The 23,868-nt window shown below is 47.1% G+C and carries 24 protein-coding genes; 22 read left to right on the top strand and 2 right to left on the bottom strand.

Going from position 1 to position 23,868, the window contains the following annotated elements; genetic code table 11:
- Positions 1-3 precede the first annotated feature (3 nt).
- The 21 genes from floA (at position 4) to DRW41_RS18265 (ending at position 20,567) form a co-directional block, all read left to right on the top strand.
- Positions 4-990, top strand: coding sequence for a flotillin-like protein FloA (floA, locus tag DRW41_RS18365; RefSeq protein ID WP_439330882.1), 987 nt, complete (start codon positions 4-6; stop codon positions 988-990).
- A gap of 38 nt (positions 991-1,028) precedes the next feature.
- Positions 1,029-1,478 carry a YqfB family membrane protein gene (locus DRW41_RS18360; RefSeq protein WP_115453485.1) on the top strand — a complete coding sequence of 150 codons (450 nt, stop codon included), beginning with the start codon at positions 1,029-1,031 and terminating at the stop codon, positions 1,476-1,478.
- Positions 1,479-1,574: 96 nt separating this feature from the next.
- Entirely contained in the window at positions 1,575-1,877 is a 303-nt protein-coding gene (gene yqfC / locus DRW41_RS18355) for a sporulation protein YqfC (RefSeq protein ID WP_115453484.1), read from the top strand.
- Positions 1,874-3,064 carry a sporulation protein YqfD gene (yqfD, locus tag DRW41_RS18350; RefSeq protein ID WP_115453483.1) on the top strand — a complete coding sequence of 397 codons (1,191 nt, stop codon included), beginning with the start codon at positions 1,874-1,876 and terminating at the stop codon, positions 3,062-3,064. Before yqfC ends, yqfD begins: the two co-directional genes overlap by 4 nt.
- Positions 3,065-4,024 (top strand): PhoH family protein, encoded by a 960-nt coding sequence (locus DRW41_RS18345; RefSeq protein ID WP_115453482.1) that lies wholly within the window; start codon positions 3,065-3,067, stop codon positions 4,022-4,024. It begins immediately after the preceding gene.
- Between the two features lie 229 nt (positions 4,025-4,253).
- Positions 4,254-6,434, top strand: coding sequence for an HD family phosphohydrolase (locus DRW41_RS18340; protein WP_115453481.1), 2,181 nt, complete (start codon positions 4,254-4,256; stop codon positions 6,432-6,434).
- The gene (ybeY, locus tag DRW41_RS18335) at positions 6,431-6,901 is read left to right on the top strand and encodes an rRNA maturation RNase YbeY (RefSeq protein ID WP_115453480.1); all 471 of its coding nucleotides are present in this window, start codon (positions 6,431-6,433) and stop codon (positions 6,899-6,901) included. The genes DRW41_RS18340 and ybeY overlap by 4 nt, the downstream gene beginning before the upstream one ends.
- Entirely contained in the window at positions 6,879-7,277 is a 399-nt protein-coding gene (locus tag DRW41_RS18330) for a diacylglycerol kinase family protein (protein ID WP_115453479.1), read from the top strand. Before ybeY ends, DRW41_RS18330 begins: the two co-directional genes overlap by 23 nt.
- A 326-nt stretch (positions 7,278-7,603) precedes the next feature.
- Complete coding sequence (gene era / locus DRW41_RS18325) at positions 7,604-8,527, top strand: GTPase Era (protein WP_115453478.1); 924 nt, start codon at positions 7,604-7,606, stop codon at positions 8,525-8,527.
- Between the two features lie 110 nt (positions 8,528-8,637).
- Complete coding sequence (locus DRW41_RS18320) at positions 8,638-8,781, top strand: YqzL family protein (protein ID WP_115453477.1); 144 nt, start codon at positions 8,638-8,640, stop codon at positions 8,779-8,781.
- A gap of 30 nt (positions 8,782-8,811) precedes the next feature.
- Positions 8,812-9,564, top strand: coding sequence for a DNA repair protein RecO (recO, locus tag DRW41_RS18315; protein ID WP_115453476.1), 753 nt, complete (start codon positions 8,812-8,814; stop codon positions 9,562-9,564).
- A 300-nt stretch (positions 9,565-9,864) separates the two neighbouring features.
- Complete coding sequence (locus tag DRW41_RS18310; RefSeq protein ID WP_115453475.1) at positions 9,865-11,247, top strand: glycine--tRNA ligase; 1,383 nt, start codon at positions 9,865-9,867, stop codon at positions 11,245-11,247.
- 31 nt (positions 11,248-11,278) lie between these two features.
- Positions 11,279-11,911 (top strand): transcriptional regulator CcpN, encoded by a 633-nt coding sequence (ccpN, locus tag DRW41_RS18305; protein ID WP_115453474.1) that lies wholly within the window; start codon positions 11,279-11,281, stop codon positions 11,909-11,911.
- 33 nt (positions 11,912-11,944) lie between these two features.
- Positions 11,945-12,748, top strand: coding sequence for a pyruvate, water dikinase regulatory protein (locus tag DRW41_RS18300; RefSeq protein WP_115453473.1), 804 nt, complete (start codon positions 11,945-11,947; stop codon positions 12,746-12,748).
- A gap of 255 nt (positions 12,749-13,003) precedes the next feature.
- Entirely contained in the window at positions 13,004-13,519 is a 516-nt protein-coding gene (locus DRW41_RS18295; protein ID WP_115453472.1) for a YaiI/YqxD family protein, read from the top strand.
- A gap of 14 nt (positions 13,520-13,533) precedes the next feature.
- Entirely contained in the window at positions 13,534-15,339 is a 1,806-nt protein-coding gene (dnaG, locus tag DRW41_RS18290; protein WP_115453471.1) for a DNA primase, read from the top strand.
- Positions 15,340-15,378: 39 nt separating this feature from the next.
- Positions 15,379-16,506, top strand: coding sequence for an RNA polymerase sigma factor RpoD (gene rpoD, locus DRW41_RS18285; RefSeq protein ID WP_115453470.1), 1,128 nt, complete (start codon positions 15,379-15,381; stop codon positions 16,504-16,506).
- Between the two features lie 287 nt (positions 16,507-16,793).
- Entirely contained in the window at positions 16,794-17,936 is a 1,143-nt protein-coding gene (locus DRW41_RS18280; RefSeq protein ID WP_115453469.1) for an acyl-CoA dehydrogenase family protein, read from the top strand.
- 254 nt (positions 17,937-18,190) lie between these two features.
- The gene (cccA, locus tag DRW41_RS18275) at positions 18,191-18,556 is read left to right on the top strand and encodes a cytochrome c550 (protein WP_115453468.1); all 366 of its coding nucleotides are present in this window, start codon (positions 18,191-18,193) and stop codon (positions 18,554-18,556) included.
- A gap of 188 nt (positions 18,557-18,744) precedes the next feature.
- Complete coding sequence (locus DRW41_RS18270; protein ID WP_115453467.1) at positions 18,745-19,455, top strand: tRNA (adenine(22)-N(1))-methyltransferase; 711 nt, start codon at positions 18,745-18,747, stop codon at positions 19,453-19,455.
- A complete protein-coding gene (locus DRW41_RS18265) occupies positions 19,452-20,567 on the top strand; it encodes a Nif3-like dinuclear metal center hexameric protein (RefSeq protein ID WP_115453466.1) in 1,116 nt (371 codons plus the stop codon). Before DRW41_RS18270 ends, DRW41_RS18265 begins: the two co-directional genes overlap by 4 nt.
- Positions 20,568-20,605: 38 nt before the next feature.
- Here the strand turns inward: DRW41_RS18265 and DRW41_RS18260 are convergent, their stop codons facing one another.
- Entirely contained in the window at positions 20,606-21,562 is a 957-nt protein-coding gene (locus tag DRW41_RS18260) for a 4-hydroxy-3-methylbut-2-enyl diphosphate reductase (protein WP_115453465.1), read from the bottom strand.
- Between the two features lie 129 nt (positions 21,563-21,691).
- Positions 21,692-22,327: a VrrA/YqfQ family protein gene (vrrA, locus tag DRW41_RS18255; protein ID WP_181884635.1), complete on the bottom strand. Its 636-nt coding sequence runs from the start codon at positions 22,325-22,327 to the stop codon at positions 21,692-21,694.
- 214 nt (positions 22,328-22,541) lie between these two features.
- Between vrrA and DRW41_RS18250 the strand changes: the two genes are divergently transcribed.
- Positions 22,542-23,855: a DEAD/DEAH box helicase gene (locus tag DRW41_RS18250; protein ID WP_115453463.1), complete on the top strand. Its 1,314-nt coding sequence runs from the start codon at positions 22,542-22,544 to the stop codon at positions 23,853-23,855.
- The last annotated feature ends 13 nt before the right edge of the window (positions 23,856-23,868 follow it).

Below are 23,868 nucleotides of genomic sequence, written 5' to 3'. Positions count from 1 at the left end.
ATTTTGACGAATGAAGCTGTTTTTATTATCGCGATTGTAGCAGTCGCAATCATTTTATTCGGGATATTGCTATCTTTTGTTCCGGTTATGCTTTGGATTTCCGCGCTTGCCGCTGGTGTAAGGGTGAGCATCTTCACACTGGTTGGAATGAGGCTGCGAAGGGTTACCCCTCACAGGGTTATCAACCCGCTTATTAAAGCGCACAAAGCAGGCTTGAATGTCACGACGAACCAGCTTGAGAGCCACTATTTGGCTGGGGGGAACGTTGACAGGGTCGTAAACGCGCTTATTGCAGCCCACAGGGCGAATATTGAACTATCGTTCGAACGAAGCGCGGCAATCGACCTTGCTGGCCGTGATGTCCTTGAAGCCGTCCAAATGAGCGTTAATCCAAAAGTTATTGAAACGCCATTCATTGCCGGTGTTGCGATGAACGGTATTGAAGTGAAGGCAAAAGCTAGGATAACAGTACGCGCGAACATTGACCGGCTAGTCGGAGGCGCAGGTGAAGAAACGGTTGTTGCCCGTGTGGGGGAAGGCGTTGTCTCCACGATTGGATCTTCCGAGAACCATAGCAAAGTACTTGAAAATCCCGACCTGATTTCCCAGACCGTTCTTTCGAAAGGGCTTGACGCCGGAACTGCTTTTGAAATCCTGTCCATTGATATCGCGGATGTGGACATCGGCAAAAATATCGGGGCGGAACTTCAGACCGAACAGGCCGAGGCCGACAAGAAAATTGCCCAGGCGAAAGCTGAAGAGCGTCGCGCAATGGCTGTCGCGAGCGAACAGGAAATGAGGGCAAAGGTTGAAGAAATGAGGGCGATGGTTGTCCAGGCGGAGGCGGAAGTGCCGCTGGCGATGGCGGAGGCTTTGAAATCCGGGAATATTGGCGTGATGGATTATATGAATTTTAAAAATATTTCCGCGGACACCGATATGAGGGGCTCAATCGGAAAAATGGGCAAGGATAAAAAAGATGGCCAGTAACAGCCTGGAACTGCTGATTGCAGGGAAGGAGGGCCCGAATGGAAAGGCTTTTTGAAAATCCAATCCTATTATTTGTTATAATCGCATTTGTTTCTTCCATGTTTTCGAAATTAAAGGGAAAAGATGAGAACAGGCGCCCTGGAAGGCTGCCCGAGCTGGCGCGTGAGCTTCAGGAAAGGTACGGGGAAGCAGCCAAGCCAGACCAAAAAGGAATGGACAGGCGCCCTGCAAGGAGACAGGATTCTTCAACCGTTACTCTTTCAGGTAAAGGGGAAGCAGCGAGGGAAGCTGTAAACCCTTCTCCTTTACAGGATAATGCCGTGGAAAAGAGCGGGGATACCGGTAGGCGGATTGTACAAAATCCAGGCAAAGGTGTAGGAGAGAATTTGTCCATCGAGCCGGTAACGGAAAAAAATCTCGCAGATGCCGTAGTATGGGCGGAAATCCTTGGCCCGCCAAGGTCAAAAAAGCCTTATTATAAAAGATAGCCGGATTCCCCCGCTTTTAGAGCTTGGATAGAAAAACAGGTGCTAGAACTTTCTTTCATTTCATAAATATATGAAATGAAAGGAGGTTCTTTTTTTATGGCAAAAAAATGGGGCCAGCGCCTCCGAAAATGGGTAGCAGCAAAGATGGATCTTCCCCAGGACGTCATGATGGATTTGCCGAGGATTACAATGATCGGCCAAATCCATATTTATGTCGAAAACCATCGCGGACTGCTTGCCTTCACAGACAGGGAACTAAGGCTGCTGCTGAAAAAGGGGCAGCTTTTAATAAAAGGGAAAGCATTTGTCATTAAAACAATCTTGCCTGAAGAAATACTCCTTGAAGGAAAAATTGACCAGGTTATATATATTCAGGAAGATGCCGGGGGGTCAAAATGAAAAATCAGTGGGTGGAATTTTTAACGGGCAAGGTGACGGTAAAGTTGACGGGAAGGGGAATTGAGCGGTTCCTGAATGTATTGGCGAGGAACGGGGTCCAAATCTGGAATGCGAGAAGGATTTCCCCTGAGGCGGCCCATTTCACAATGAGACTTAGCGACGCATTGAGGATCCGGAAGTTTGCGAGGGGCAGTGAGTGCAAGGTATCTTTTATTAGAAGGAAAGGCGCCCCCTTCCTTTTAAAAAGGCTCATTAAGAATAGCGGATTTTTAATTGGCGCCGTCTTGTTTTTCTTTGTAGTCATGTTGTTATCCAATATCGTTTGGGGTATTGAAATAAAAGGGGCGAAACCCGAAACCGAATATAAGATTCGTCAGGAACTGGACAAGCTTGGGGTAAAGCGGGGAAAGGCGATGTTTTTCCTCGAGAGCGTTGAAACCATCCAAAAGGAGCTGACGAACCGGGTTGAAGCAATTACCTGGGTAGGGGTTGAACTTAGGGGAACGACTTTCCATTTCAGGGTTGTTGAAAAAAAGCAGCCGAAACCCCCTCAGGCAATTGGGCCGCGGCACCTGATCGCGAAGAAGGAAGCGGTCATCACCAATTATTTTATCGAGAAAGGCCAAAAGCTTTTTCAGGTGAATGACCATGTCGTACCCGGGCAGCTCCTTGTATCCGGGCTTATCGGAAGGGAAGGCGCGTATGAAGCGGTGGCGGCTAAAGGCGAGATTTGGGGAGAAACATTGTACCAGGGAAAAATCGTACTCCCTTTGTCCGCTACCTTCCAGGTTTTCAATGGCAGGGAGCAGCAAAAACATTTCCTGCGGATTGGCGGCGTTGAGTTTCCAATCTGGGGATTTGGGAAAACAAAGTTCAAGAACTATGAAACGGACACAACATCCGTGGGAATGAAACTTATCAAATGGGAGACTCCTATTGCATATGTGAACAAGACGATGAGGGAACGTGAAGAAGTCACCAGGATTTACACCAGCAGCGAAGCCATTAAAAGGGCTTCCGAGTTGGCAAGGACGGATATAAAAAAACACATTGATGAAAATGCTATGATTAAAAGTGAAAAAATTTTGCACAGCTCGATTGCGAATGGTAAAGTAAAGCTGTCAATTCTTTATACAGTTGTAGAAAATATCGCGATAGGACAACCCATTATCCAAGGAGACTCATGAATGACTGAAAATTCAAGAATGATTCAACTTCAGCTTGAAAATCCAAATGAGGCTGTAACTCTTTTTGGAAACTCCGATTCAAATCTTAAAATTTTCGAACAGGAACTCCAGGTTTCGATCATATCGAGAGGCGAGGCTGTCCATGTGGCCGGGCCTCCCGAAAACGCCGAGCTGGCCGCCTCTGTGCTTGACAGGCTGATCCATGTCATCAGGAAAGGGATTGCCATTGGCCCGCGTGACGTCATTTATGCCATCGAGCTTGCGAGGAAAGGGACACTTGACTACTTCGAGAATTTATTCGAAGAGGAGATCGCCCGAAACGCGCGAGGAAAAGCGATCAGGGCCAAAACGATCGGGCAGGGATATTATATCAATGCCATGAAAAAGAATGATATGGTTTTCGGGATCGGGCCGGCGGGCACAGGAAAAACCTATCTAGCCGTTGTCATGGCGGTGGCTGCCCTGAAAAATGGTACGGTAAACAAGATCATTTTGACGAGGCCTGCAGTTGAAGCGGGGGAAAGCCTCGGTTTCCTTCCGGGCGACCTGAAGGAAAAGGTCGACCCGTATTTGAGGCCCCTTTATGATGCCCTCCATGATGTACTGGGCATGGAACATACCTTAAGGCTAATAGAGCGCGGCACCATTGAAATCGCCCCGCTTGCCTATATGAGGGGACGGACGCTCGATGAGGCATTCGTCATTCTTGACGAAGCCCAAAACACAACACACGCTCAGATGAAAATGTTCCTTACCCGCCTTGGGTTTGGATCCAAGATGGTCATTACGGGGGACAAGACCCAGGTCGACCTTCCGAAAGGCGCCAAATCCGGATTGTTTTCGGCCGAAGAGATTCTCGATGGAGTACGGGGAATCGCCTTCGTCCGCCTTGAGCAAGCAGACGTTGTCCGGCATCCTCTTGTCGGGCGGATCATTGAGGCATACGGCAAAGCTGAATGAGAGGCTGCTCCTTTTGGGGCGGCTTTTTCCAATTCGAATGGCATTTTTTATTCCGCCCCCAACATTTACATGGAGTTCTTCCCTTTCCCCTTTCTTCTTAATTCTGGAATTATAAGTGAAAGTTCAGGTGAAAACTGTTATGATTTCTAAAAGGGCAGCGATGCCCCTAAATTCAGGAGTTTTTTAAAAAGATAGCGTAAGAGTCCTTTTTTGGGGAAAGGGGAACAGTATGGATCTGCTTAGGCACCAGTTTCAGAACATTAAGCGGCTGCTTGATATAACTTTTTTCCGCATCCTTTTCTTTGCTTTTATTGGGGTGATCCTGTTCCTTTCAATGTACGGGAATGTAAAGCCTGATAAATTGAAGCTAGGGCTATTTAATATCGCCGAGAAGACAGTGGTATCCCCAATTACGGTGGAGGATAAAGAAAGCACGGAGGAGAAGCGCAAACATGAACTGGAGCGGGTGCAGGGGGTATACACGCTGAAAAGCGAATATACCCAGAACCAGGTGGATCTTGTCGCTTCAATTTTTGATACCGCGATTAAGGTGAGCGACGAAATCCAGGAAGAGAAAAAGAAAGCGGCACCTGAGGGTGAATCAAGCGAACCAGCGCCAGCCGCAACAGAGCCCCCTGTTTCTGACAAGGTAAAAAAGTTAAAGGAAAGACTTACTCCGGCTGTAATAGACGATTTGCCTGAAGAGGTTTTTACCGCTCTTGTGTCAGCCGATAAAAGGCAGCTCGCAATTGCCAAAGACCTCACTTTAACTGCGGTCAGCAACGAAATGAGCAAACCAATTCCGGCCGACGAAGTTGAAAATTCGAAAAAGAAGGTTGAAGAAGAATTAAAATTTTCAACACTCGGGCCAAGCATGAAACGTGCCGCGATCCTTATGAGAAGGTATGCGGTTATCCAAAATGAGTTTTATGACCCTCAGGCAACCGAAGAAGCAAGAAGGCGCACCGCTGAAACTGTTGAGCCGGTCAAAATCCTTGAAGGGCAGGTCATTGTCGAAGAAGGGGAATTGGTCAGCCATGAAATCTACAGGCAATTAAAGCTTGCAGGCCTTCTGGATAGCCAGGATTCAAAAAAGCCGCTGTTCGGCCTCCTTCTCCTGATTGTAATTATTTTATCATCGATTTATTATTATTTTTTGGAACGGAAAATCCAGCCTGATAAAAAGCAAACAGATTTGCTTCTCTTTGGGATTGTTTTTTCGTTTTCTATCCTGCTTATGAAAATGGCCAGCCAGTTCCAGCAATTTGGGTTCGAAGGGGTGAGCTCCTTGTTTCCGGCCGCGATGGCTGGGATCATTATTAAAATTTTGGTTGATGAAAGGCTCGCCTGGCTGACGGCTATCGTTCAGGGGATTTGCGGAAGCATCATATTCAATGAAGAGACAACAGGTGCGCTGAACATGTCGGCTGGCATATATATTCTGTGCGGAGGTCTGGCGGCAACCCTGTTTCTGCGGGACCACAATGCCAGATCGAAAATACTTCCGGCGGGCATCTTTGTTTCCGTTGTGAATATTTCCGTCATATTCTCGCTGCTATTCCTCAGAAACACACAATATAACGGGATGGAGTACGGCTTGATTTTTATTTTTGCTGCTGTATCCGGCATTGCTTCCGCTGTTCTTGCCATCGGCCTATTGCCGTTTCTTGAGGCAAGTTTTGGCATCCTGTCGACAATGCGGCTGATTGAACTGTCGAACCCAAACCACCCGCTGCTGAAAAAAATTCTTACAGAGGCACCCGGGACTTACCATCACAGTGTAATGGTCGCCAATATGTCGGAGGCGGCTTGTGAGGCGATTGGCGCCAACGGGCTTCTGGCCAGGGTTGGGTGCTATTACCATGATATTGGAAAGACGAAGCGTCCGCTGTTTTTCATTGAAAATCAAATCAACCGGGATAACCCGCATGACCGTCTGTCACCGGGGAAAAGCGCGCAAATCATCATTGCCCACGCATCGGACGGGGCAGCATTGTTGAAAAAACACCATATGCCCAAAGAAATCATCGATATCGCGGAACAACACCATGGCACCTCGTTGATTAAATTTTTTTACCATAAGGCCAAGCAAGCAGGGAATGTAAATGAAGAGGATTTCCGATACCCGGGACCGAAAGCCCAGACGAAAGAAACGGCTATTATTGGAATTGCAGACAGTGTCGAAGCAGCTGTCCGCTCAATGGCGCAGCCCACTCCGGAGCAAATTGAGTCCTTGGTCCATTCCATTATTTCGGACAAGCTGCAGGACGGGCAGCTGAATGAGTGTGATTTAACACTAAGGGAAATTGAAGTGGTCGAACATACACTTTGTGAAACGCTGAAAGGGATTTTCCATTCAAGGATTGAATATCCTACTGAAATGACAAAACAAAAGGTGGTGGATGCATGAAAATGATTATAGATTTTTTGGATGAAACAGGCGAAGTGGCGGATGGGGATATTTCCCAACTTGAAAGCCTGCTTAATTATGCCGGGCTTCAAATGAATGTTGAGGAGGGCAGCGAGGTTTCAGTGACTTTTGTGGGAAATGACCGCATTCAGGAAATCAACCTCGAATACAGGCAAAAAGATGTTCCGACAGATGTCCTCTCTTTCCCAATGGAAGAGCCCGGCGAAGGGGAGATTGAAATTTCCGGAAGGGATTTGCCAAGGGTTTTGGGAGATATCATTATTTCCATACCGAAGACAATGCAGCAGGCGGAGGAATATGGGCATTCGTTTATGCGTGAGCTTGGTTTCCTTGCGGTCCATGGCTTCCTTCATCTTCTCGGATATGACCATGAAACAGAAGCGGATGAAAAAGAAATGTTTTCGCTTCAAAAGGATATTTTAGATGGATTCGGGCTTACCAGGTAACGGCAGGGGGCCCGGGGGCCGCCTTTTGAAATCTTTCGTCTATGCCCTCTCGGGAATAGGGTCGGCAATCAAAAGAGAGAGGAATCTGCAAATCCATATCTTTGCGGGAACCGTCGCCATCGGACTTTCGATTCTTTTCTCGATTTCGAAAATGGAATGGCTCTTTATCCTTTTGGCGATTGCGGGGATGCTTTCCCTTGAATTGCTGAATACAGCGGTGGAAAGGGTGGTGGACCTGGTGACGGAGGAATTTCACCCGATCGCGAAACAGGCGAAGGATATCGCCGCTGGGGCTGTCCTCGTTTATGCATGTTTATCCTTATTAATTGGCGCAATCATTTTTTTGCCGAAAATCACGTTAATTTTTGGCAGGTGAAAAGGCAGGCACAGTCCTGGCCTTTTTATTTTTCTCTCAAAAGCCAAACTGATTTGAAATCGTCCGCGTAAATTGCTAAAATGGCGAAACAAGCATTTCATACAAAAAGTAATTTTAAGAAAATTCCAACTTATTTTTGGGAAATATCCTTACAGGGATGAAAACCGCCTGAATTTAAGGTAAGATGGAAGGAGAAACATTCCATTAACGGCATTTCCGCCGTGGGGGAATGTATTTCAAAAAGGTTTTAATAATATACAAAGAGGTAATATGAAACTACAGCAGAAGGGTTTCCCTTCATCGCTAAATACCGGAGGATTGCAAGCATGGCAGATGGCACAAGCGTGGAAAAGGGCCATAAATCGGGATTCATCTCGATAATCGGACGCCCAAATGTTGGGAAATCCACTTTTTTAAACAGGGTGATTGGGCAGAAAATCGCGATTATGAGCGATAAGCCACAAACAACCCGCAATAAGGTGCAGGGGGTTCTGACACTCGACGACGCACAATTTATTTTCATTGATACACCGGGCATACACAAGCCCAAACATAGACTCGGCGACTTTATGATGAAAGTGGCCCAAAACACCCTTAAAGGAGTCGACCTTGTCCTGTTTATGGTCAGTGCGGAGGAAGGGTTTGGAAAAGGCGAGGAATTCATTATTGAAAAGCTTCAGTCCGTGAAGACGCCGGTTTTTCTAATCATCAATAAAATTGATAAAATCCATCCCGACCAATTGCTTGGAATTATTGATGATTATCAGGAGAGGCATCCGTTTGAAGCGATTGTTCCAATCTCCGCGCTGGAAGGAAACAATGTTGACCGCCTTCTTGGGCAAATAAAGGAATACCTGCCGGAGGGGCCGCAATTCTATCCTGCCGACCAGGTTACAGACCATCCGGAGAGATTCATCGTTTCCGAACTAATCCGGGAAAAAGCGCTCCACCTGACGAGGGAAGAAGTCCCGCACTCATTGGCGGTCATTATCGAAAAAATGGAGCGGGATGAAAAAAAAGATATGGTCCACGTCATGGCCGCAATTATTGTGGAGCGGGATTCGCAAAAAGGGATCATTATCGGCAAGCAGGGCGGCATGCTGAAGGAAATCGGGAAGCGGGCTAGAATGGACATTGAGCAGCTTCTTGGAACTAAAGTGTATTTGGAACTATGGGTGAAAGTCCAAAAGGATTGGCGCAACAAAATGTCGAGGCTGCGTGAATTCGGGTTCCGCGAGGATGAGTATTAGAAAACGATTAACAATATTTTCGCATTATTTTTTTCGAATGGCAGGCTAAGATAAATGTAACCAGGGATGAAGATTAGAGCTAGTCTATTAAGGAAAGGATGGGGTTTTCCATGTTGGATTTTACCTGGAAAGTGTTCAGTCAGACAGGTAATATTGACACATATCTTCTCTTTAAGGAAATGGAGAAGGAAAGAATAGAAATACCCGGCAATTTCGACGAAGAGCTAGCGCAAGCAGATTTTCCTGTTTCATAAGTTTGTCTAAATACCTGGATGGTGACTGGGATGCTGCAAAAATGTGAAGGCATCATCATTAGAACTACCGATTACGGTGAAACAAACAAGGTTGTTACGATTTATACCCGAGAATGGGGCAAAATCGGGGCAATGGCGAGGGGTGCGAAGAAGCCGAAGAGCAGGCTGTCCGCTGCAACCCAGTTATTGACCTATGGGTATTTCCTCGTTCAGAAAGGCAGCGGGATGGGGAGCCTCCAGCAGGGGGAAATCATTTCATCGATGAGATCGATCCGGGAAGATATTTTCCTTACCGCCTACGCGAGTTATATCGCAGAATTAACAGATAAGGCAGTAGAGGATAGGAAGCCCAACCCATATTTATTCGAACTGCTTTACCAGACGCTGAACTATTTAAATGAGGGATACGATCCGGAAATTCTCATGTTCATTTATGAGATGAAAATGCTGAATGTGATGGGGCTTTACCCCATCCTAGATCAATGCGCCGTTTGTGGCAGCACAGACGGGCATTTTTCTTTTTCCATAAGGGAGGGCGGGCTGATATGCCACCGCTGCCTTGAAAAGGATCCTTACCATTTTAAACTTTCCCAGGCGGGGGCAAGGCTCCTCAGGCTGTTTTACTACTTTGACCTCTCCCGGCTTGGGAACATTTCGGTGAAGAAAGAGACTAAGGATGAATTGATGCGAATCATCTCGGCGTATTATGAGGAATACTCGGGCTTGAGCCTCAAGTCGAAAAGGTTCCTTGATTCAATGGACAGCCTGAGAGGCATGGTTTAACCGGGTTGACATCAGCGTTCTTTTTCGCTACTATCTTAATAAAGTCAATTTTATAGTTGCCAAGAAGGAAAAGAGTACCTGGCGGCTCCTGTAAAAGCGAATCCGGGATGGTGGAAGCCGGAGACAGGAAACCTGGGAAAGGCGTTCCGGAGCAACATTCATTCAAAGAGGCTGTTTTTCATCGCAGCAAATAGGGTGGAACCGCGGGTTAACTCTCGTCCCTATGCTTAATTGGCATAGGGGCGGGAGTTTTTTATTTCGCGCCTGAATACATATACTAAGAAAAAGGAGAAATGTAGAATGAGCGTTTCAATGGACCAAATTGTCTCCCATGCAAAACACCGGGGCTTTGTATTTCCGGGTTCCGAAATATATGGCGGGCTAGCGAATACTTGGGATTACGGCCCGCTTGGAGTGGAACTGAAAAACAATATAAAAAAAGCATGGTGGAAGAAGTTTGTTCAGGAATCCCCATACAATGTCGGCCTTGACGCGGCCATCTTGATGAATCCGAGGACTTGGGAAGCTTCCGGCCATATCGGTAATTTCAATGATCCTATGATCGACTGCAAGAAGTGCAAATCCAGGCATCGGGCGGATAAATTGATTGAAAATGCCCTGGATGAAAAAGGCATTGAATTAGTTGTCGACGGCCTTCCTTTTGAAAAAATGGAAGAGCTCATCAAGGAACATGATATTGCGTGCCCTGATTGCGGCAGCAAGGAATTCACCGGCATCCGCCAGTTCAACTTGATGTTCAAGACATTCCAGGGGGTTACCGAGTCAAGCGCGAACGAAATTTTCCTTCGTCCGGAAACCGCCCAGGGGATTTTTGTGAATTTTAAAAATGTCCAGAGGACGATGAGGAAGAAGCTTCCGTTTGGTATCGCGCAAGTCGGCAAAAGCTTCCGCAATGAAATCACTCCCGGAAACTTTACCTTTAGGACCAGGGAGTTTGAGCAAATGGAGCTTGAATTCTTCTGCAAGCCTGGAACCGAACTGGAATGGTTTGCCTATTGGAAGAATTTCGCTGAGAAATGGCTGCTTTCGCTTGGAATGAAAAAAGAAAACCTCAGGCTCCGCGACCATTCCGACGATGAACTTTCCCATTACAGCAACGCTACAACCGACTTCGAATACAAGTTTCCTTTCGGATGGGGAGAGCTTTGGGGAGTCGCATCCCGCACAGATTACGATTTGAAGCAGCATATGCAGTTTTCAGGTGAAGACTTCCATTATCTTGATCCCGAAACGAATGAGAAGTATGTTCCGTATTGCATTGAACCATCGCTTGGCGCCGACCGGGTTACGCTTGCCTATCTGATTGATGCTTATGAAGAAGAACAACTTGAAGATGGAACGTCAAGGACCGTCATGCATCTTCATCCCGCGCTTGCGCCATTCAAGGCGGCTGTCTTGCCGTTATCGAAAAAGCTATCGGATTCCGCGAGGGAAATCTTCGCTGACCTCGCCAAAGAATTCATGGTCGACTTCGATGAAGCCGGCTCAATCGGGAAACGGTACCGCCGCCATGATGAAATCGGTACCCCTTTCTGCATTACCGTCGATTTCGATACTGCCGAAGACAGGAAAGTAACCGTAAGGGACCGTGATACAATGGAACAAACACGCATCCCGATTGAGGAGCTTTCAGCATTCCTGAAGGAGAAAACACAATTTTAGAATGGATTGTTTGTAGCACAGTGAATAGGCGGTGAGGGACTTGGAACTGAATAAACGGCAGGATCAAATTTTGCAAATAGTAAAAGAAAATGGGCCGATTACAGGTGAGCATATTGCCGAAAAGCTGAATCTGACACGTGCCACGCTAAGGCCGGATCTGGCGATTTTGACTATGGCCGGATTTCTTGACGCCAGGCCGAGGGTGGGCTACTTCTATACCGGGAAATCCGGGGATCAGCTTCTTTCCGAAAAGCTCCAAAAAATCCTTGTGAGCGACTACCAATCAAGGCCTGTCGTTGTGAATGAAAATGTTTCCGTATATGACGCGATTGTTACGATGTTTCTAGAGGATGTTGGCACCTTATTCGTAGTTGATCAAAACTCAATTCTTGCCGGGGTCCTATCCCGGAAAGATCTGCTCAGGGCAAGCCTTGGAAATCAGGAGCTATCTGCCCTTCCAGTCAATATCATCATGACAAGGATGCCTAATATTACTGTGTGCCGGAAGGAAGACCTACTCACCGACGTTGCCATGAAATTGATTGACAGGCAAATTGATGCGATTCCTGTAATCAGGGAAACGGAAGCGGGCTTTGAAGTAATTGGCCGAATTACGAAAACCAGCATAACGAGGGCTTTTGTATCCCTTGGAAACGCGGAATGAGCAAAGTTTAGGAAGAGGGGAAAAAAGACGACCATGGACCAGCCAACAATCTATGTAGTGTCCGATTCGGTTGGGGAAACTGCCGAACTGGTAACGAAAGCGGCAATCACCCAATTCAACGGAAATCATATCAAGCTTAAGAGATTCCCTTATGTTGAAGATACCGACCATATCGATGAGGTTATTTCACTGGCGGCGTTCGAAAAAGGGATGATCGCATTTACACTTGTAAAGCCGCTGATGCGCGCATATATGAAGGAGAAAGCGGAAGAAGCAGGCATTTACGCAGTAGATTTGATCGGGCCGCTGATGGATCAAATCCAGCAGCTGTCAGGCAAGACACCGCTGTTCGAGCCCGGGCTTGTCAGGAAGCTGGATGAGGATTATTTTAAAAAGGTCGAAGCAATCGAGTTCGCCGTCAAATACGATGATGGAAGGGATCCAAGGGGGCTCATGAAGGCCGATATTATTCTAATCGGCGTTTCCCGCACTTCCAAAACCCCTTTGTCCCAATATTTGGCCCACAAGCGCCTAAAAGTAGCGAATGTTCCGCTCGTTCCCGAGGTTGACCCTCCTGAGGAACTTTACCGGGTTCCGGCCGAGAAATGCATCGGTTTGAAAATCAGCCCTGAAAAATTAAATACTATCCGAAGGGAACGCCTGATTTCACTTGGGTTGAATGACAGCGCAAGCTATGCGAATATCGCAAGGATCAAGGAAGAACTTGAATTCTTTGAAAAAGTAATCCAAAAGATTGGCTGTCCAGTAATCGATGTAACAAATAAGGCTGTCGAGGAAACAGCGAATGTCATTTTGAGCAAAGTTCAAAGAGGATAAGGGAAAAAACACATGGCCAATAAGGGCATGTGTTTTCCTTTTACCGGTCATTATTTTTCTGCTTTAAAAAAGAGATAAATGAATGGCAAAATCGTTTAAAATGTTCTATAATAAAAAATTGTGGTAAAAAAGAACATATTGCAGGTTTAGACTTGCTTTACAAGGAATAAACTATTTATTGTCAGAAGTCAAGGGAACGGTTAGAAAAAAATTCGACACAATCTTCGATAATCTTTGCCGGGTAAGAAGGAATTCATGGGGGGATGTAGAATTAGTAGTATGGAAAAAAATTGCCCCACATTGTTTGTGGATGCGGATTCGTGCCCTGTTAAAGAGGAGATCGCACAATTGGCGTCCGATTTTTCTGTTGCGGCCATTTTCGTTGCCTCCCATGCCCACTATACGTCCAGGGAGCTATATTTGGAGTGGGAGTGGAAATATGTCGATTCGGATCGGGAAGCGGCCGACCTTTATATTATGAACCACACATCCAAAGGCGACATTGTCGTCACACAGGATATCGGACTTGCTTCCACTCTCCTGCTGAAAGGGGTTTATGTCCTATCGCCTAAGGGAATTTTATTTGAGGAAAAAGATATCCAGACGGCCCTTGACATCCGGTATATAAAAAAGAAAGCCCGCGCCAGAGGCATATACGGAAAGGGCCCGGCTCCGTATACAGAGTTGGAACGGAACCGTTTTGCAGAAAAACTGGCGGAAGTATTGTCCGTTTGTGCTGGCCGAGGCCTTCACGGCGGCCAAGAACGTTAACTGGAGTTGTTTTCATGGCTGAGCGAATCCCCGAAGAAAAAGTCAATCAGATTAGGCAATCTGTTGATATAGTGGATTTTATCGGTGAATATGTACAGCTGAAAAAACAAGGCCGCAATTACTTTGGCCTTTGTCCGTTTCATGGAGAAAATTCACCGTCTTTTTCTGTTTCTCCCGATAAGCAGATTTATTATTGTTTTGGCTGCGGGGCAGGCGGAAACGTTTTTTCATTTTTAATGGACCTTGAAGGAATGCCATTCGCGGAAGCCGCCTCCAAACTGGCTGAAAGGACGGGAATCGACCTAGGAATCACCCGAGCCGCCACAGAAGCGGAAAATGCCAGGCATGCGGGCCTGCAGCCTTATTTTGAAGCCCATGAATTGCTTAAGAAATTTTACCACCATTTGCTGGTAAATACAAAGGATGGACAGGAAGCCCTCGAATACCTGCTTGCAAGGGGGTTTACAAGGGAGTCAATTGACACCTTTCAAATTGGCTATGCCCTGGATTCCTGGGATTTCGTTACGGAATTCCTTCAGAAAAGGGGCTTTAAGGCTGAAGAAATGGAAAAAGCGGGCCTCATCATCAAAAGGGAGAAGGATGGGACGTACTTTGACCGTTTCAGGAATAGAATTATGTTCCCGTTGTTTGACCAAAATGGAAAAGCGATTGCATTTTCGGGAAGAGCCCTGGGAAAGGAAGACGTCAAGTACCTGAACAGCCCCGAAACGCCAATCTTCAATAAAGGCAAAATCCTATATAACTTTCACTTGGCAAAACCGGTCATTAGGCGGCAGCACCATGCCATCCTATTCGAAGGATTTGCCGATGCAATCGCCGCTTACCGGGCCGGGGTGGAAAATGGTATCGCCACAATGGGCACATCGCTGACCCAGGACCATATTTCCCTAATCCGAAGGAACGCCCAATCTGTTACAATTTGCTATGATTCGGACAATGCCGGCATTGAAGCGGCTTTCCGAGCAGCCGGAATGCTTGCGGAAGCGGGAATTGAAATCCGAGTGGCTTTAATGCCTGATGGCCTCGACCCCGATGACTATATAAGGAAATATGGACCTGAAAAGTTCAGGAACGACATTTTAGGCGCAAGCCTTACATTGATGTCTTTTAAATTCCATTATTATCGTCGAGGAAAAAATCTTCAGAATGAAGGAGATAGGCTTTCCTATATCGAAAAGATAGTAAGCGAAATAAGCGGCCTTGAAAAAGCGGTAGAAAAAGACCATTATCTCAGGCAGCTCGCTGCTGAATTTTCTTTGTCACTTGAAGCCTTAAAGCAACAGATGGCGGCTGACGCCCCCAAAAAGGGCGGACGGCAGGAAGGGATCCCCAAAAAGAGGGAACTGCCGCCGGTTCGCGCAGCTTCGTCGGGCCTTAAGCCCGCCCATTACAACGCGGAGCGCAGGATGATCGCCCATATGCTGAGGGACAGGGATAATGCCTATAAAATCCAGGAAATGCTTAAAGGCACTATGTTCAACCATGACGATCACCAGGCAATCATCACATATCTTTTCGGTTACTATGAGGAAAAGGACCAATTCGAATTGGGAGAGTTCCTGAATTATATTAAGGATGAAAAGCTTTGGAGGATGGTTGCCGATATCGAAATGATGACGCTTAATGAGGAATTGGGTGAGCAGGAGCTAAATGATTACATCCATCAGGTGTTGAAATATCAAAAGTTGTTAAAAATAAAAGAAAAACGAAATCTCCAAAAAGAAGCTGATGCCCAGAAGGATTACCAGAAAGCGATGGAACTGGGCAAAGAAATAATTGAATTGCAAAAATCATTGTAATGGATAGCAATATGCCTGAATTTTGAAGGAGGGGGACCTATGGCTGAAAAATCAGCACGGTCAAATGAGGTCGAGAATGAATTGACCGTTGAACAAGTGAAAGACCAATTAACAGCACTGGGTAAAAAAGTTGGCCACCTTGCCTATGACGATATAGCTGAAAAACTGGCGAATTACGACCTGGATTCCCATCAGATGGATGAATTTTATGAATACCTTGGCGACCAGGGAATCGACCTGATAGGGGATAACGAAGAGGCGGATTCGAGCGTTCCACAGCTTGCGAAAGAAGATGACGAGGAATTCGACCTTAATGACTTGAGCGTCCCTCCCGGTGTAAAAATCAACGACCCAGTTCGAATGTATTTAAAGGAAATTGGACGCGTCGACCTGCTTTCCGCCGAAGAGGAAATTGAACTCGCCAACCGGATCGAGGCCGGCGATGAAGAAGCGAAACGCCGCCTAGCCGAAGCAAACCTCCGGCTCGTTGTCAGCATCGCCAAAAGATATGTTGGCCGCGGTATGCTCTTTCTTGACTTGATTCAGGAAGGGAACATGGGCCTGATCAAGGCGGTTGAAAAATTCGACTACCGCAAAGGCTTTAAATTCAGTACGTACGCAACATGGTGGATCCGCCAGGCGATTACCCGCGCAATCGCGGACCAGGCCCGGACAATCCGCATCCCTGTCCATATGGTTGAAACGATCAACAAACTGATCAGGGTCCAACGGCAGCTGCTTCAGGATCTCGGGCGCGAACCAACGCCGGAGGAAATTGCCGAGGATATGGACCTCACTCCAGACAAAGTTAGGGAAATCCTCAAGATTGCCCAGGAACCTGTTTCACTTGAAACGCCGATTGGGGAAGAAGACGATTCCCATCTTGGTGATTTCATCGAGGATCAGGATGCAACCTCTCCATCGGAGCATGCCGCTTTCGAATTGTTGAAGGAGCAGCTCGAGGATGTCCTTGACACGCTGACCGACCGCGAAGAAAATGTACTGCGGCTCAGGTTTGGCCTGGATGACGGACGCACCAGGACGCTGGAAGAGGTCGGCAAGGTCTTCGGTGTAACAAGGGAACGCATCAGGCAAATCGAGGCGAAAGCCTTAAGGAAACTGAGGCATCCAAGCCGAAGCAAACGCCTGAAAGATTTTCTTGAATAAAGGGGAACTCCCCAAAGATATGCAGCTTGCCTATTTCGAAAGGCAGGCTGTTTTTTAAAACCATAAGCAGTTGCTTCCGTTCAGTCCATATCGGCTAATCGGAGCTTCTGCTTTTCTATTTGCTTTATTTTACTTAAACTGGAATCCAAATGCAACCGCCCTAAAATTAACTTTTGTGAATACTTCTATTATAAACCCTTTTCTAAAAGTTATAAATGTTGAGAAAATTTTACCTCGGCCATATAATGGATAAGAAAGCGCATACATAGCAATTTGGAGGGGTATACATGGATTTCAATTTAACAGCTGAGCAAGAAATGATAAAAAAGACAATTAGGGAGTTTGCCGATGCGGAAGTTGCGCCTGGTGCGTTAGAGAGGGACAGGACGAAGCAGTTCCCTGCCGATATATTTAAAAAGCTCGGTGAAATGGGCATTATGGGGCTTCCTTTTCCCGAAGAATACGGCGGGGGCGGCGCGGATACGATTAGTTTCGCTATTGTGACAGAAGAACTTAGCAGGGCATGCGGCTCTACGGGAATTACATATTCAGCCCATATTTCCCTTGGCGGCGCACCAATAAATATGTTCGGCACCGAGGAGCAAAAACGGAAGTACCTGGCCCCCATCTGCACGGGTGAATCATTCGGAGCCTTTGGCCTTACCGAGCCAAACGCCGGATCAGACGCGGGCGGCACAAGGACATCCGCCAAAGAAGAGAACGGTGAATGGGTCATCAACGGCAGCAAGTGCTTTATTACAAATGCCAGCTATGCTAAGCATCTGGCACTGACCGCGGTGACCGGACAATCCGAAGAAGGCAAGGAAATTAGCGCCATTATTGTTCCTACGGATGCAAAAGGTTTTAAAGTAATAGACAACTATGAAAAAATGGGGCTCCATTCATCCAATACAACAGAACTTGTTATGGAAGACGTCAGGGTCCCTACCGAAAATCTCCTTGGGAAAAGGGGCGAAGGCTTCAAGCAGTTCCTGATCACGCTTGATGGAGGGCGGATCGGGATTGGTGCGATGGCGGTCGGAATCGCGCAGGCGGCGTACGACAAGGCAAGCCAGTATGCGAAAGAAAGGAAGCAGTTCGGGAAGTCCCTGTCTTCATTCCAGGCCATTCAGTTCAAACTGGCGGATATGGCTCTGAAAATCGAGCTGGCCAGGACGATGGTGTACAAAGCCGCTTGGCTAAAAGACAATGGTAAGCCATTTACGAAGGAAGCGGCGATGTGCAAGCTGTATGCCTCGGAAATCTGCATGGAAGTCACCGACCAGGCCGTCCAAATCCACGGTGGGTACGGTTATATGAAGGACTATCATGTTGAACGGTATATGAGGGACGCCAAGCTACTGGAAATCGGGGAAGGGACATCGGAAATCCAGCGAATCGTGATCGCAAGGGAAATCGGCTGCAGCTAAAAAGGCGATGTTACCTTTTCATAAAAGGCTGGCTGCGAATATTATCAGCCAGCCTTCAATTTTCTTGCAAATGCCGGGAGAATAGAATTCAAGTGTTATCAGGCATTTTTTCACTGAAAAAAATCAGGTGGGCTCCACAATGCAATAAAATGTGACAAAAGTAACTTAAATGCTTTTCCTTCCGGCGATAATCAGATAAAATAGTAGTTGTTTGTATATTACACACATGTTCGTACATAAGGGAGGGGTATTTCATGAATCGCAATCCAGTAATCCCATTCATTTTAATCATGGTAATGGGGATCGGGTTAATGTTCTTGCTTTCCTTCAAGGGTCTGGGCGACATGAAAGAAGTTGCCGAAGGGGATAAGAAGGGCGGCGAAAAGACTGAGGTCGCAGCAAAACCTGAAGACCTGTACAAGTCCGCTGGCTGCATCAGTTGCCACGGGGACAATCTCCAGGGGGCAATGGGCCCTAAGCTAAGCGATGTCGGTTCAAGGCTGGATGAAGCAGGAATTAAGGACATCCTTCTTAACGGAAAAGGCACAAGCATGCCTGGCGGCCTTGTAAAAGGAGCCGAAGCCGATGCCATGGCTAAATGGCTCGCCGACAAGAAATAATACTTAGTTGCGAAAGCTGCCATCCATCCTGGGAGGCAGCTTTAACATTTCCCCAGATTTAAAATTAGAATTCCGCTAATGACCAGAAAATCATTTCGCGTTTTGTTTTTATGGTGTCCTTTGCATATGTGAAGGACTTTTTCTATACTTGAAGAAGTAAATGTCAAAGTGAAAAGTGGTGCTTAAAATTGAATGCAGAACAACTATCAATGCGCTTGGAGAAGGTTGCTTCGTTTATACCGAATGGTGCGAGGGTTGCCGATATCGGCTCCGACCACGCCTATTTGCCATGCTACCTGGCAAAACAGGGGAGAATAACTTCGGCTATAGCTGGGGAAGTGGTCGAGGGGCCTTACAAGTCCGCGAAAAGGCAAGTAGAGGCAACCGGCCTTCAGGATATGATTGAAGTAAGGCTGGGGGACGGCCTCGAGGTTTTGGAGCCAGGGGAAGCCGACTGCATTACGATAGCCGGGATGGGCGGCGTGCTCATTTCGGAAATTCTTGAAGCTGGTAAAAATAAGCTTGATGGTGTAAACAGGCTGATCCTTCAGCCCAATGTCGGCGCCAATTCGGTCCGGGAGTGGCTGTACAGGAACGGCTGGGAACTGATAGATGAGGAAATCCTCGAGGAGGATGGCAAGATTTATGAAATCCTGGTGGCGGAAACAGGGGATCCATTAGCCCCATATCATGATGAATTGGAACTGGGGCTTATATTTGGACCGTTTTTGCTGAAGCGGAAAGAGGCAGCCTTTTTAAAAAAATGGTCGCTTGAAAAAGAGAACTGGCGGAGGGTCCTCTCCCAGTTGGATAATGCCCAGCCATCCAGGGAAGTTGATTGGAAGAAGCAAGAATTGGCGGGGAAAATCAGGAAGGTTGAGGAGGTACTTGCAAAATGAAAAAAATAAATGGCCATGAATTGATCGGCCTGATGGAATCTTTTTCACCGAAGGAATATGCGATGGAAGGAGACCGGGTTGGCCTCCAGGTCGGACAGCTGAACAGGCCGGTCAGCCGGGTTTTGGTCGCCCTTGACTTGGTTGAGCAGGTTGTTGATGAAGCCATTGAAAAAGGCGTGCAGCTCATTATCGCCCACCATCCGCCCATTTACAGGCCATTGGCGAAACTTGCGACCGATACGGCACAGGGGCGGATTTTCGAAAAATTAATCAAGCATGATATATCCGTCTATGCGGCCCACACCAACCTCGATGTAGCCCAGGGAGGGGTCAATGATATGCTTGCCACGGCGTTGGACCTTGAGAAACCTGAAGTACTTGTCCCTACATATGAAGAAAGATTAAAAAAGCTTGTCGTTTTCGTACCTGACGCACATGCCGGCGCTGTAAGGGAGGCTATGGGAAATGCAGGTGCAGGCGCAATCGGAAACTATAGCCATTGCTCTTTTTCCGCTTCGGGAACGGGGCGGTTCCTTCCAGGAGAGAGAACAAATCCTTTCATTGGAAGCCAGGGAAGGATTGAGGAAGTTGAAGAAACGAGAATTGAAACAATCCTGCCGGAAAGGCTAGTTAAAAAGGTTGTAACTGCTATGCTTAAGGCTCATCCTTATGAAGAGCCTGCTTATGACCTTTACCCAGTGGACAATAAAGGAGCTTCTTTGGGCCTGGGCAGGATTGGTACGATTGAAGAAATGAGCCTCCGCCAATTTGCCGAAAAAGTGAAAGCCGACCTGGGCGTGGAAGCCGTTCGTGTTGTCGGGGACCTTGAAGCAAAAGTGAAGAAAGTGGCCGTCCTTGGAGGAGATGGGAACAAGTATTTTTCTCAGGCGAAATTCAGTGGAGCGGATGTGTATGTGACAGGGGATATTTATTACCATGTTGCCCAGGATGCACTGATGCTTGGGCTGAATATTGTGGATCCGGGACATAACGTTGAAAAAATCATGAAAAAGGGCCTGGCTGCAATCCTTTCGGGATTATGCGCGGATGCGGGCTACGATGCGGAAATCCTTGCATCTGACATTGACACTAATCCATTCGAGGTTATTTAAAATAAAAAACCGGCTGTTTTTCAGCCGGTTTTCATATTCTATATTTGCACTTCGGGATTCTTGACTTTCGGCAGGATTTTTGAAAGCGGCACATTCTTTTTTCTCTTCCAGGTGCCCGGGTCTTCCGGGTCATACTGCTCAAGGAAGGAAATGACCTCCTTCGTAATCGGGGTAGGGGTCGATGCCCCAGCTGTAACCGCTACAGTGGAGGCGTCCTTCAGCCATTCAAGGTCAAGCTCCGCAATATCGGCGATCCGATAGGCCTTCGTGCCGGCGATTTCTTCAGAAACCTGGGCGAGCCTGTTGGAGTTGTTACTTTTTGGATCCCCGACGACAATCAGGACATCCGCTTCACCCGCCTGTTCGGCAACGGCTTCCTGGCGGACCTGCGTTGCCATGCATATCTCCTTGTGCACTTCGGCATGTGGATATTTTTCCTTTACCCTTTTCATGATTTCAGCTACATCCCATTGGCTCATCGTTGTCTGGTTCGTTACGATGATTTTGTCGTGCTCAATTTCAAGCGCGTCGACATCGGCAGCTGTTTCAACAAGGAAGACAGTTCCCGGCGCTGCGACGCCAACAGCGCCTTCTGGCTCAGGATGCCCTTTTTTCCCGATGTAAATGACTTTAAAGCCCTCCGCTTCCTTCTCGCGGATCAGTTCATGGGTCTTTGTGACATCCGGGCAGGTGGCGTCGAGTGTGACAAGCCCCTTTTCCTTCGCCAGGCTGCGTACTTCGGGTGAGATACCATGGGCGGTGAAAATAACCGTCCCTTTGTCGACTTTTTCGAGTATTTCCCTTCTGTTGTTGCCGTCCAGGGTAATAATCCCTTCTTCGGCGAACGCATCTGTGACATGTTTATTATGGACGATCATGCCCAGGATATAAATAGGACGTGGCAGCGATTTATCTAAAGCCGCGTTCCGGGCAATGACCATGGCGTCTACTACGCCATAGCAATAGCCGCGCGGTGAAATTTTAATGACTTTCATAACAGCCTCCTGTAAAGGTCTGACTTGAATACTATGTATATAGTATATCGGACTTTGAGAAATACTTCAAAGTGCAAAAATTCAAAAGTAATAATGGAAAAAGGCGCCAAATTCCGGCGCCCGGCATGTTTATTGATAAAAGAGTCTTGGCTTCGATTGTCCCCTTGCTGGTTCCGCCTTCGCTTTTTCGGCTGATTGTCCCTGGGATGGAGCTGGAATTTTTTCTCGCCTGCTTTCAACAACCTTGTTTGATGCGGCTGTTTTTTCCGGTTTGGCTACCTGGTTCCCATTGTCCTGTTTTCTTTTTTCCGAAGCTTCGTTCGATGTGGCATCTTTGCCTTCGTCTGTGTCTTTAAGGCCGCGATACAATTTCCACATCCCCGGCAGATTCCTTAAGAGCGGGCCATATTGTTCGATTAGCGGGCCAAATTGCTGGGCGGTGTTGAGCACATTTTGGGTATTCGCAAGGAAAGTGTTCAAGGCATCCGGATTACCGAGAGCCTTCAGGACGGACCCCGCCCCTGCTTCTCCGGCGGCACCTGTGGCCGCGCTTCCACGTCCGGCGGCCCCCCCAGCCCCGGACCTGCCGAACAGCCTTGCGAGTAGCCCTCCCCCCCTTGACGGCTGTCTTTGCATTGGGTTCATCGGACCCATAAAAGGCGGCCGCTGCGGGCCAGGGAAGCCTGGCTGCCTTCCAAACGGAGGCCTTCCCATTGGGTTGCGCCCGAATCCCCCTTGCCTCCGCATTTGCGGCATAGGTGGCATCATGACAGTCTCCTTTCAAAAAAATATCCTCTTTTTAAACTATGCAGTTTTTATATAAATGTTAAGGAACCTGCGTAAAGGAACGGGTGATGAAAAGCATGTAAATTGTAAATGATGAATTTAAAGGGATTCCTGGTGGAGATTTAAGTGAAACTTTACTATAATTACAGGATGGATAAGTATGTTCCATTAATTGAACGTAAGGAGCAATAATATGAGCGGAAACCAATTTGATCGATTCAAGCTTAAACCGTTTCTTATAGAAGCAGTGGAGTCGCTTGGCTTCACCAAACCGACTGAAATCCAGGAACAAATGATTCCTGCCGCGTTAAAGGGAGAAAGCGCGATAGGCCAGTCAAGGACAGGGACAGGTAAAACACATTCTTACCTGCTTCCGATCATGGATAAACTTGACCCGGGACGACAGGAGGTACAGGCCGTAATCACCGCACCCACAAGGGAACTGGCAAGCCAGATTTACCACCAGTTTTTAAAGGCGGCCGAACTTTATGATGGTCCTGAAGAAATCAGGATACGAAATTATATCGGCGGTACGGACAAACAAAAAACAATTGAAAAACTTAAAGTGCAGCCTCACATCGTTGTCGGCACTCCATCCCGCATCAATGACCTGATACAGGAACAGGCTTTGTTCGTCCATACAGCCGGAACACTCGTGATTGATGAAGCAGATTTAATGCTGGATATGGGCTTTTTGGAGGATGTGGACAAAATCGCTTCAAGGATGCCTGAAAAGCTTCAAATGCTAGTGTTTTCGGCAACCATTCCCGAGAAGCTGAAGCCTTTTTTAAAAAAGTATATGGAAAACCCAAAATATATCCATATCGAACCAAAGAAAAAGGCCGCTGAAAATCTTGAGCATTGGCTGTTGCCTTCTAGGCATAAAAACAAAAAAGAAATAGTTTCCAAAGTCCTGCGTGCATTCAACCCATATCTCGCAATTGTTTTTACGAACACTAAAAAAATGGCGGACGAGGTTGCCGATTTCCTTATCGGTGAAGGGATGAAAGTAGGCAGGGTCCATGGCGACCTCAACCCCCGTGAACGGAAAAAAATGATGAAGCAAATCCAGGATCTGGAGTATCAATATATCGTGGCGACCGACCTTGCCGCCCGGGGAATAGATATTGAAGGGGTCAGCCATGTCATCAATTATGAATTGCCGAGTGACTTGGATTTTTATATCCACAGGGTTGGCAGGACGGCAAGGGCCGGACATTCCGGAATCGCGTTGACAGTGTATGATACATCGGATGAGGATGCCCTCAACAAGCTAGAAAAAATGGGCATCACCTTCAAGCATGTCGACTTCGGCAAGGAAGGCCTTGTTGAAATTGCGGCCCGCAACAAGCGGAAAACGAGAAAGAAAACGGAAGATGAAACCGATAAAGTGGCCAAGTCGATGGTTAAGGCGCCCGGCAAGGTGAAACCGGGCTATAAGAAAAAAATGAATGCTGAAATCGCCAAGGTAAAGAAGAGGCAAAGCAGGCTGAACAAAAAGAAATAGAGTAGGGTAAAGT

It is taken from the genome of Neobacillus piezotolerans (assembly GCF_003362805.1).
Classification (GTDB): Bacteria; Bacillota; Bacilli; order Bacillales; family Cytobacillaceae; genus Bacillus_D; species Bacillus_D piezotolerans.
Note: the sequence above shows the minus strand (reverse complement) of the source record. Positions and strands in the feature narration are given on the sequence as shown.

Coding starts and splice junctions, on each gene's coding strand:
- DRW41_RS18260 (WP_115453465.1), bottom strand. CDS start 21,562: ATGAAAGTCATTAAAATTTCACCGCGCGGCTATTGCTATGGCGTAGTA.
- DRW41_RS18265 (WP_115453466.1), top strand. CDS start 19,452: ATGAAAAAAATAAATGGCCATGAATTGATCGGCCTGATGGAATCTTTT.
- yqfC (WP_115453484.1), top strand. CDS start 1,575: ATGGCAAAAAAATGGGGCCAGCGCCTCCGAAAATGGGTAGCAGCAAAG.
- DRW41_RS18295 (WP_115453472.1), top strand. CDS start 13,004: ATGGGGGGATGTAGAATTAGTAGTATGGAAAAAAATTGCCCCACATTG.
- DRW41_RS18345 (WP_115453482.1), top strand. CDS start 3,065: ATGACTGAAAATTCAAGAATGATTCAACTTCAGCTTGAAAATCCAAAT.
- DRW41_RS18320 (WP_115453477.1), top strand. CDS start 8,638: ATGTTGGATTTTACCTGGAAAGTGTTCAGTCAGACAGGTAATATTGAC.
- DRW41_RS18300 (WP_115453473.1), top strand. CDS start 11,945: ATGGACCAGCCAACAATCTATGTAGTGTCCGATTCGGTTGGGGAAACT.
- DRW41_RS18360 (WP_115453485.1), top strand. CDS start 1,029: ATGGAAAGGCTTTTTGAAAATCCAATCCTATTATTTGTTATAATCGCA.
- vrrA (WP_181884635.1), bottom strand. CDS start 22,327: ATGCCACCTATGCCGCAAATGCGGAGGCAAGGGGGATTCGGGCGCAAC.
- era (WP_115453478.1), top strand. CDS start 7,604: ATGGCAGATGGCACAAGCGTGGAAAAGGGCCATAAATCGGGATTCATC.
- DRW41_RS18340 (WP_115453481.1), top strand. CDS start 4,254: ATGGATCTGCTTAGGCACCAGTTTCAGAACATTAAGCGGCTGCTTGAT.
- DRW41_RS18280 (WP_115453469.1), top strand. CDS start 16,794: ATGGATTTCAATTTAACAGCTGAGCAAGAAATGATAAAAAAGACAATT.
- DRW41_RS18250 (WP_115453463.1), top strand. CDS start 22,542: ATGAGCGGAAACCAATTTGATCGATTCAAGCTTAAACCGTTTCTTATA.
- recO (WP_115453476.1), top strand. CDS start 8,812: ATGCTGCAAAAATGTGAAGGCATCATCATTAGAACTACCGATTACGGT.
- ybeY (WP_115453480.1), top strand. CDS start 6,431: ATGAAAATGATTATAGATTTTTTGGATGAAACAGGCGAAGTGGCGGAT.
- yqfD (WP_115453483.1), top strand. CDS start 1,874: ATGAAAAATCAGTGGGTGGAATTTTTAACGGGCAAGGTGACGGTAAAG.
- DRW41_RS18330 (WP_115453479.1), top strand. CDS start 6,879: ATGGATTCGGGCTTACCAGGTAACGGCAGGGGGCCCGGGGGCCGCCTT.
- DRW41_RS18310 (WP_115453475.1), top strand. CDS start 9,865: ATGAGCGTTTCAATGGACCAAATTGTCTCCCATGCAAAACACCGGGGC.
- cccA (WP_115453468.1), top strand. CDS start 18,191: ATGAATCGCAATCCAGTAATCCCATTCATTTTAATCATGGTAATGGGG.
- rpoD (WP_115453470.1), top strand. CDS start 15,379: ATGGCTGAAAAATCAGCACGGTCAAATGAGGTCGAGAATGAATTGACC.
- dnaG (WP_115453471.1), top strand. CDS start 13,534: ATGGCTGAGCGAATCCCCGAAGAAAAAGTCAATCAGATTAGGCAATCT.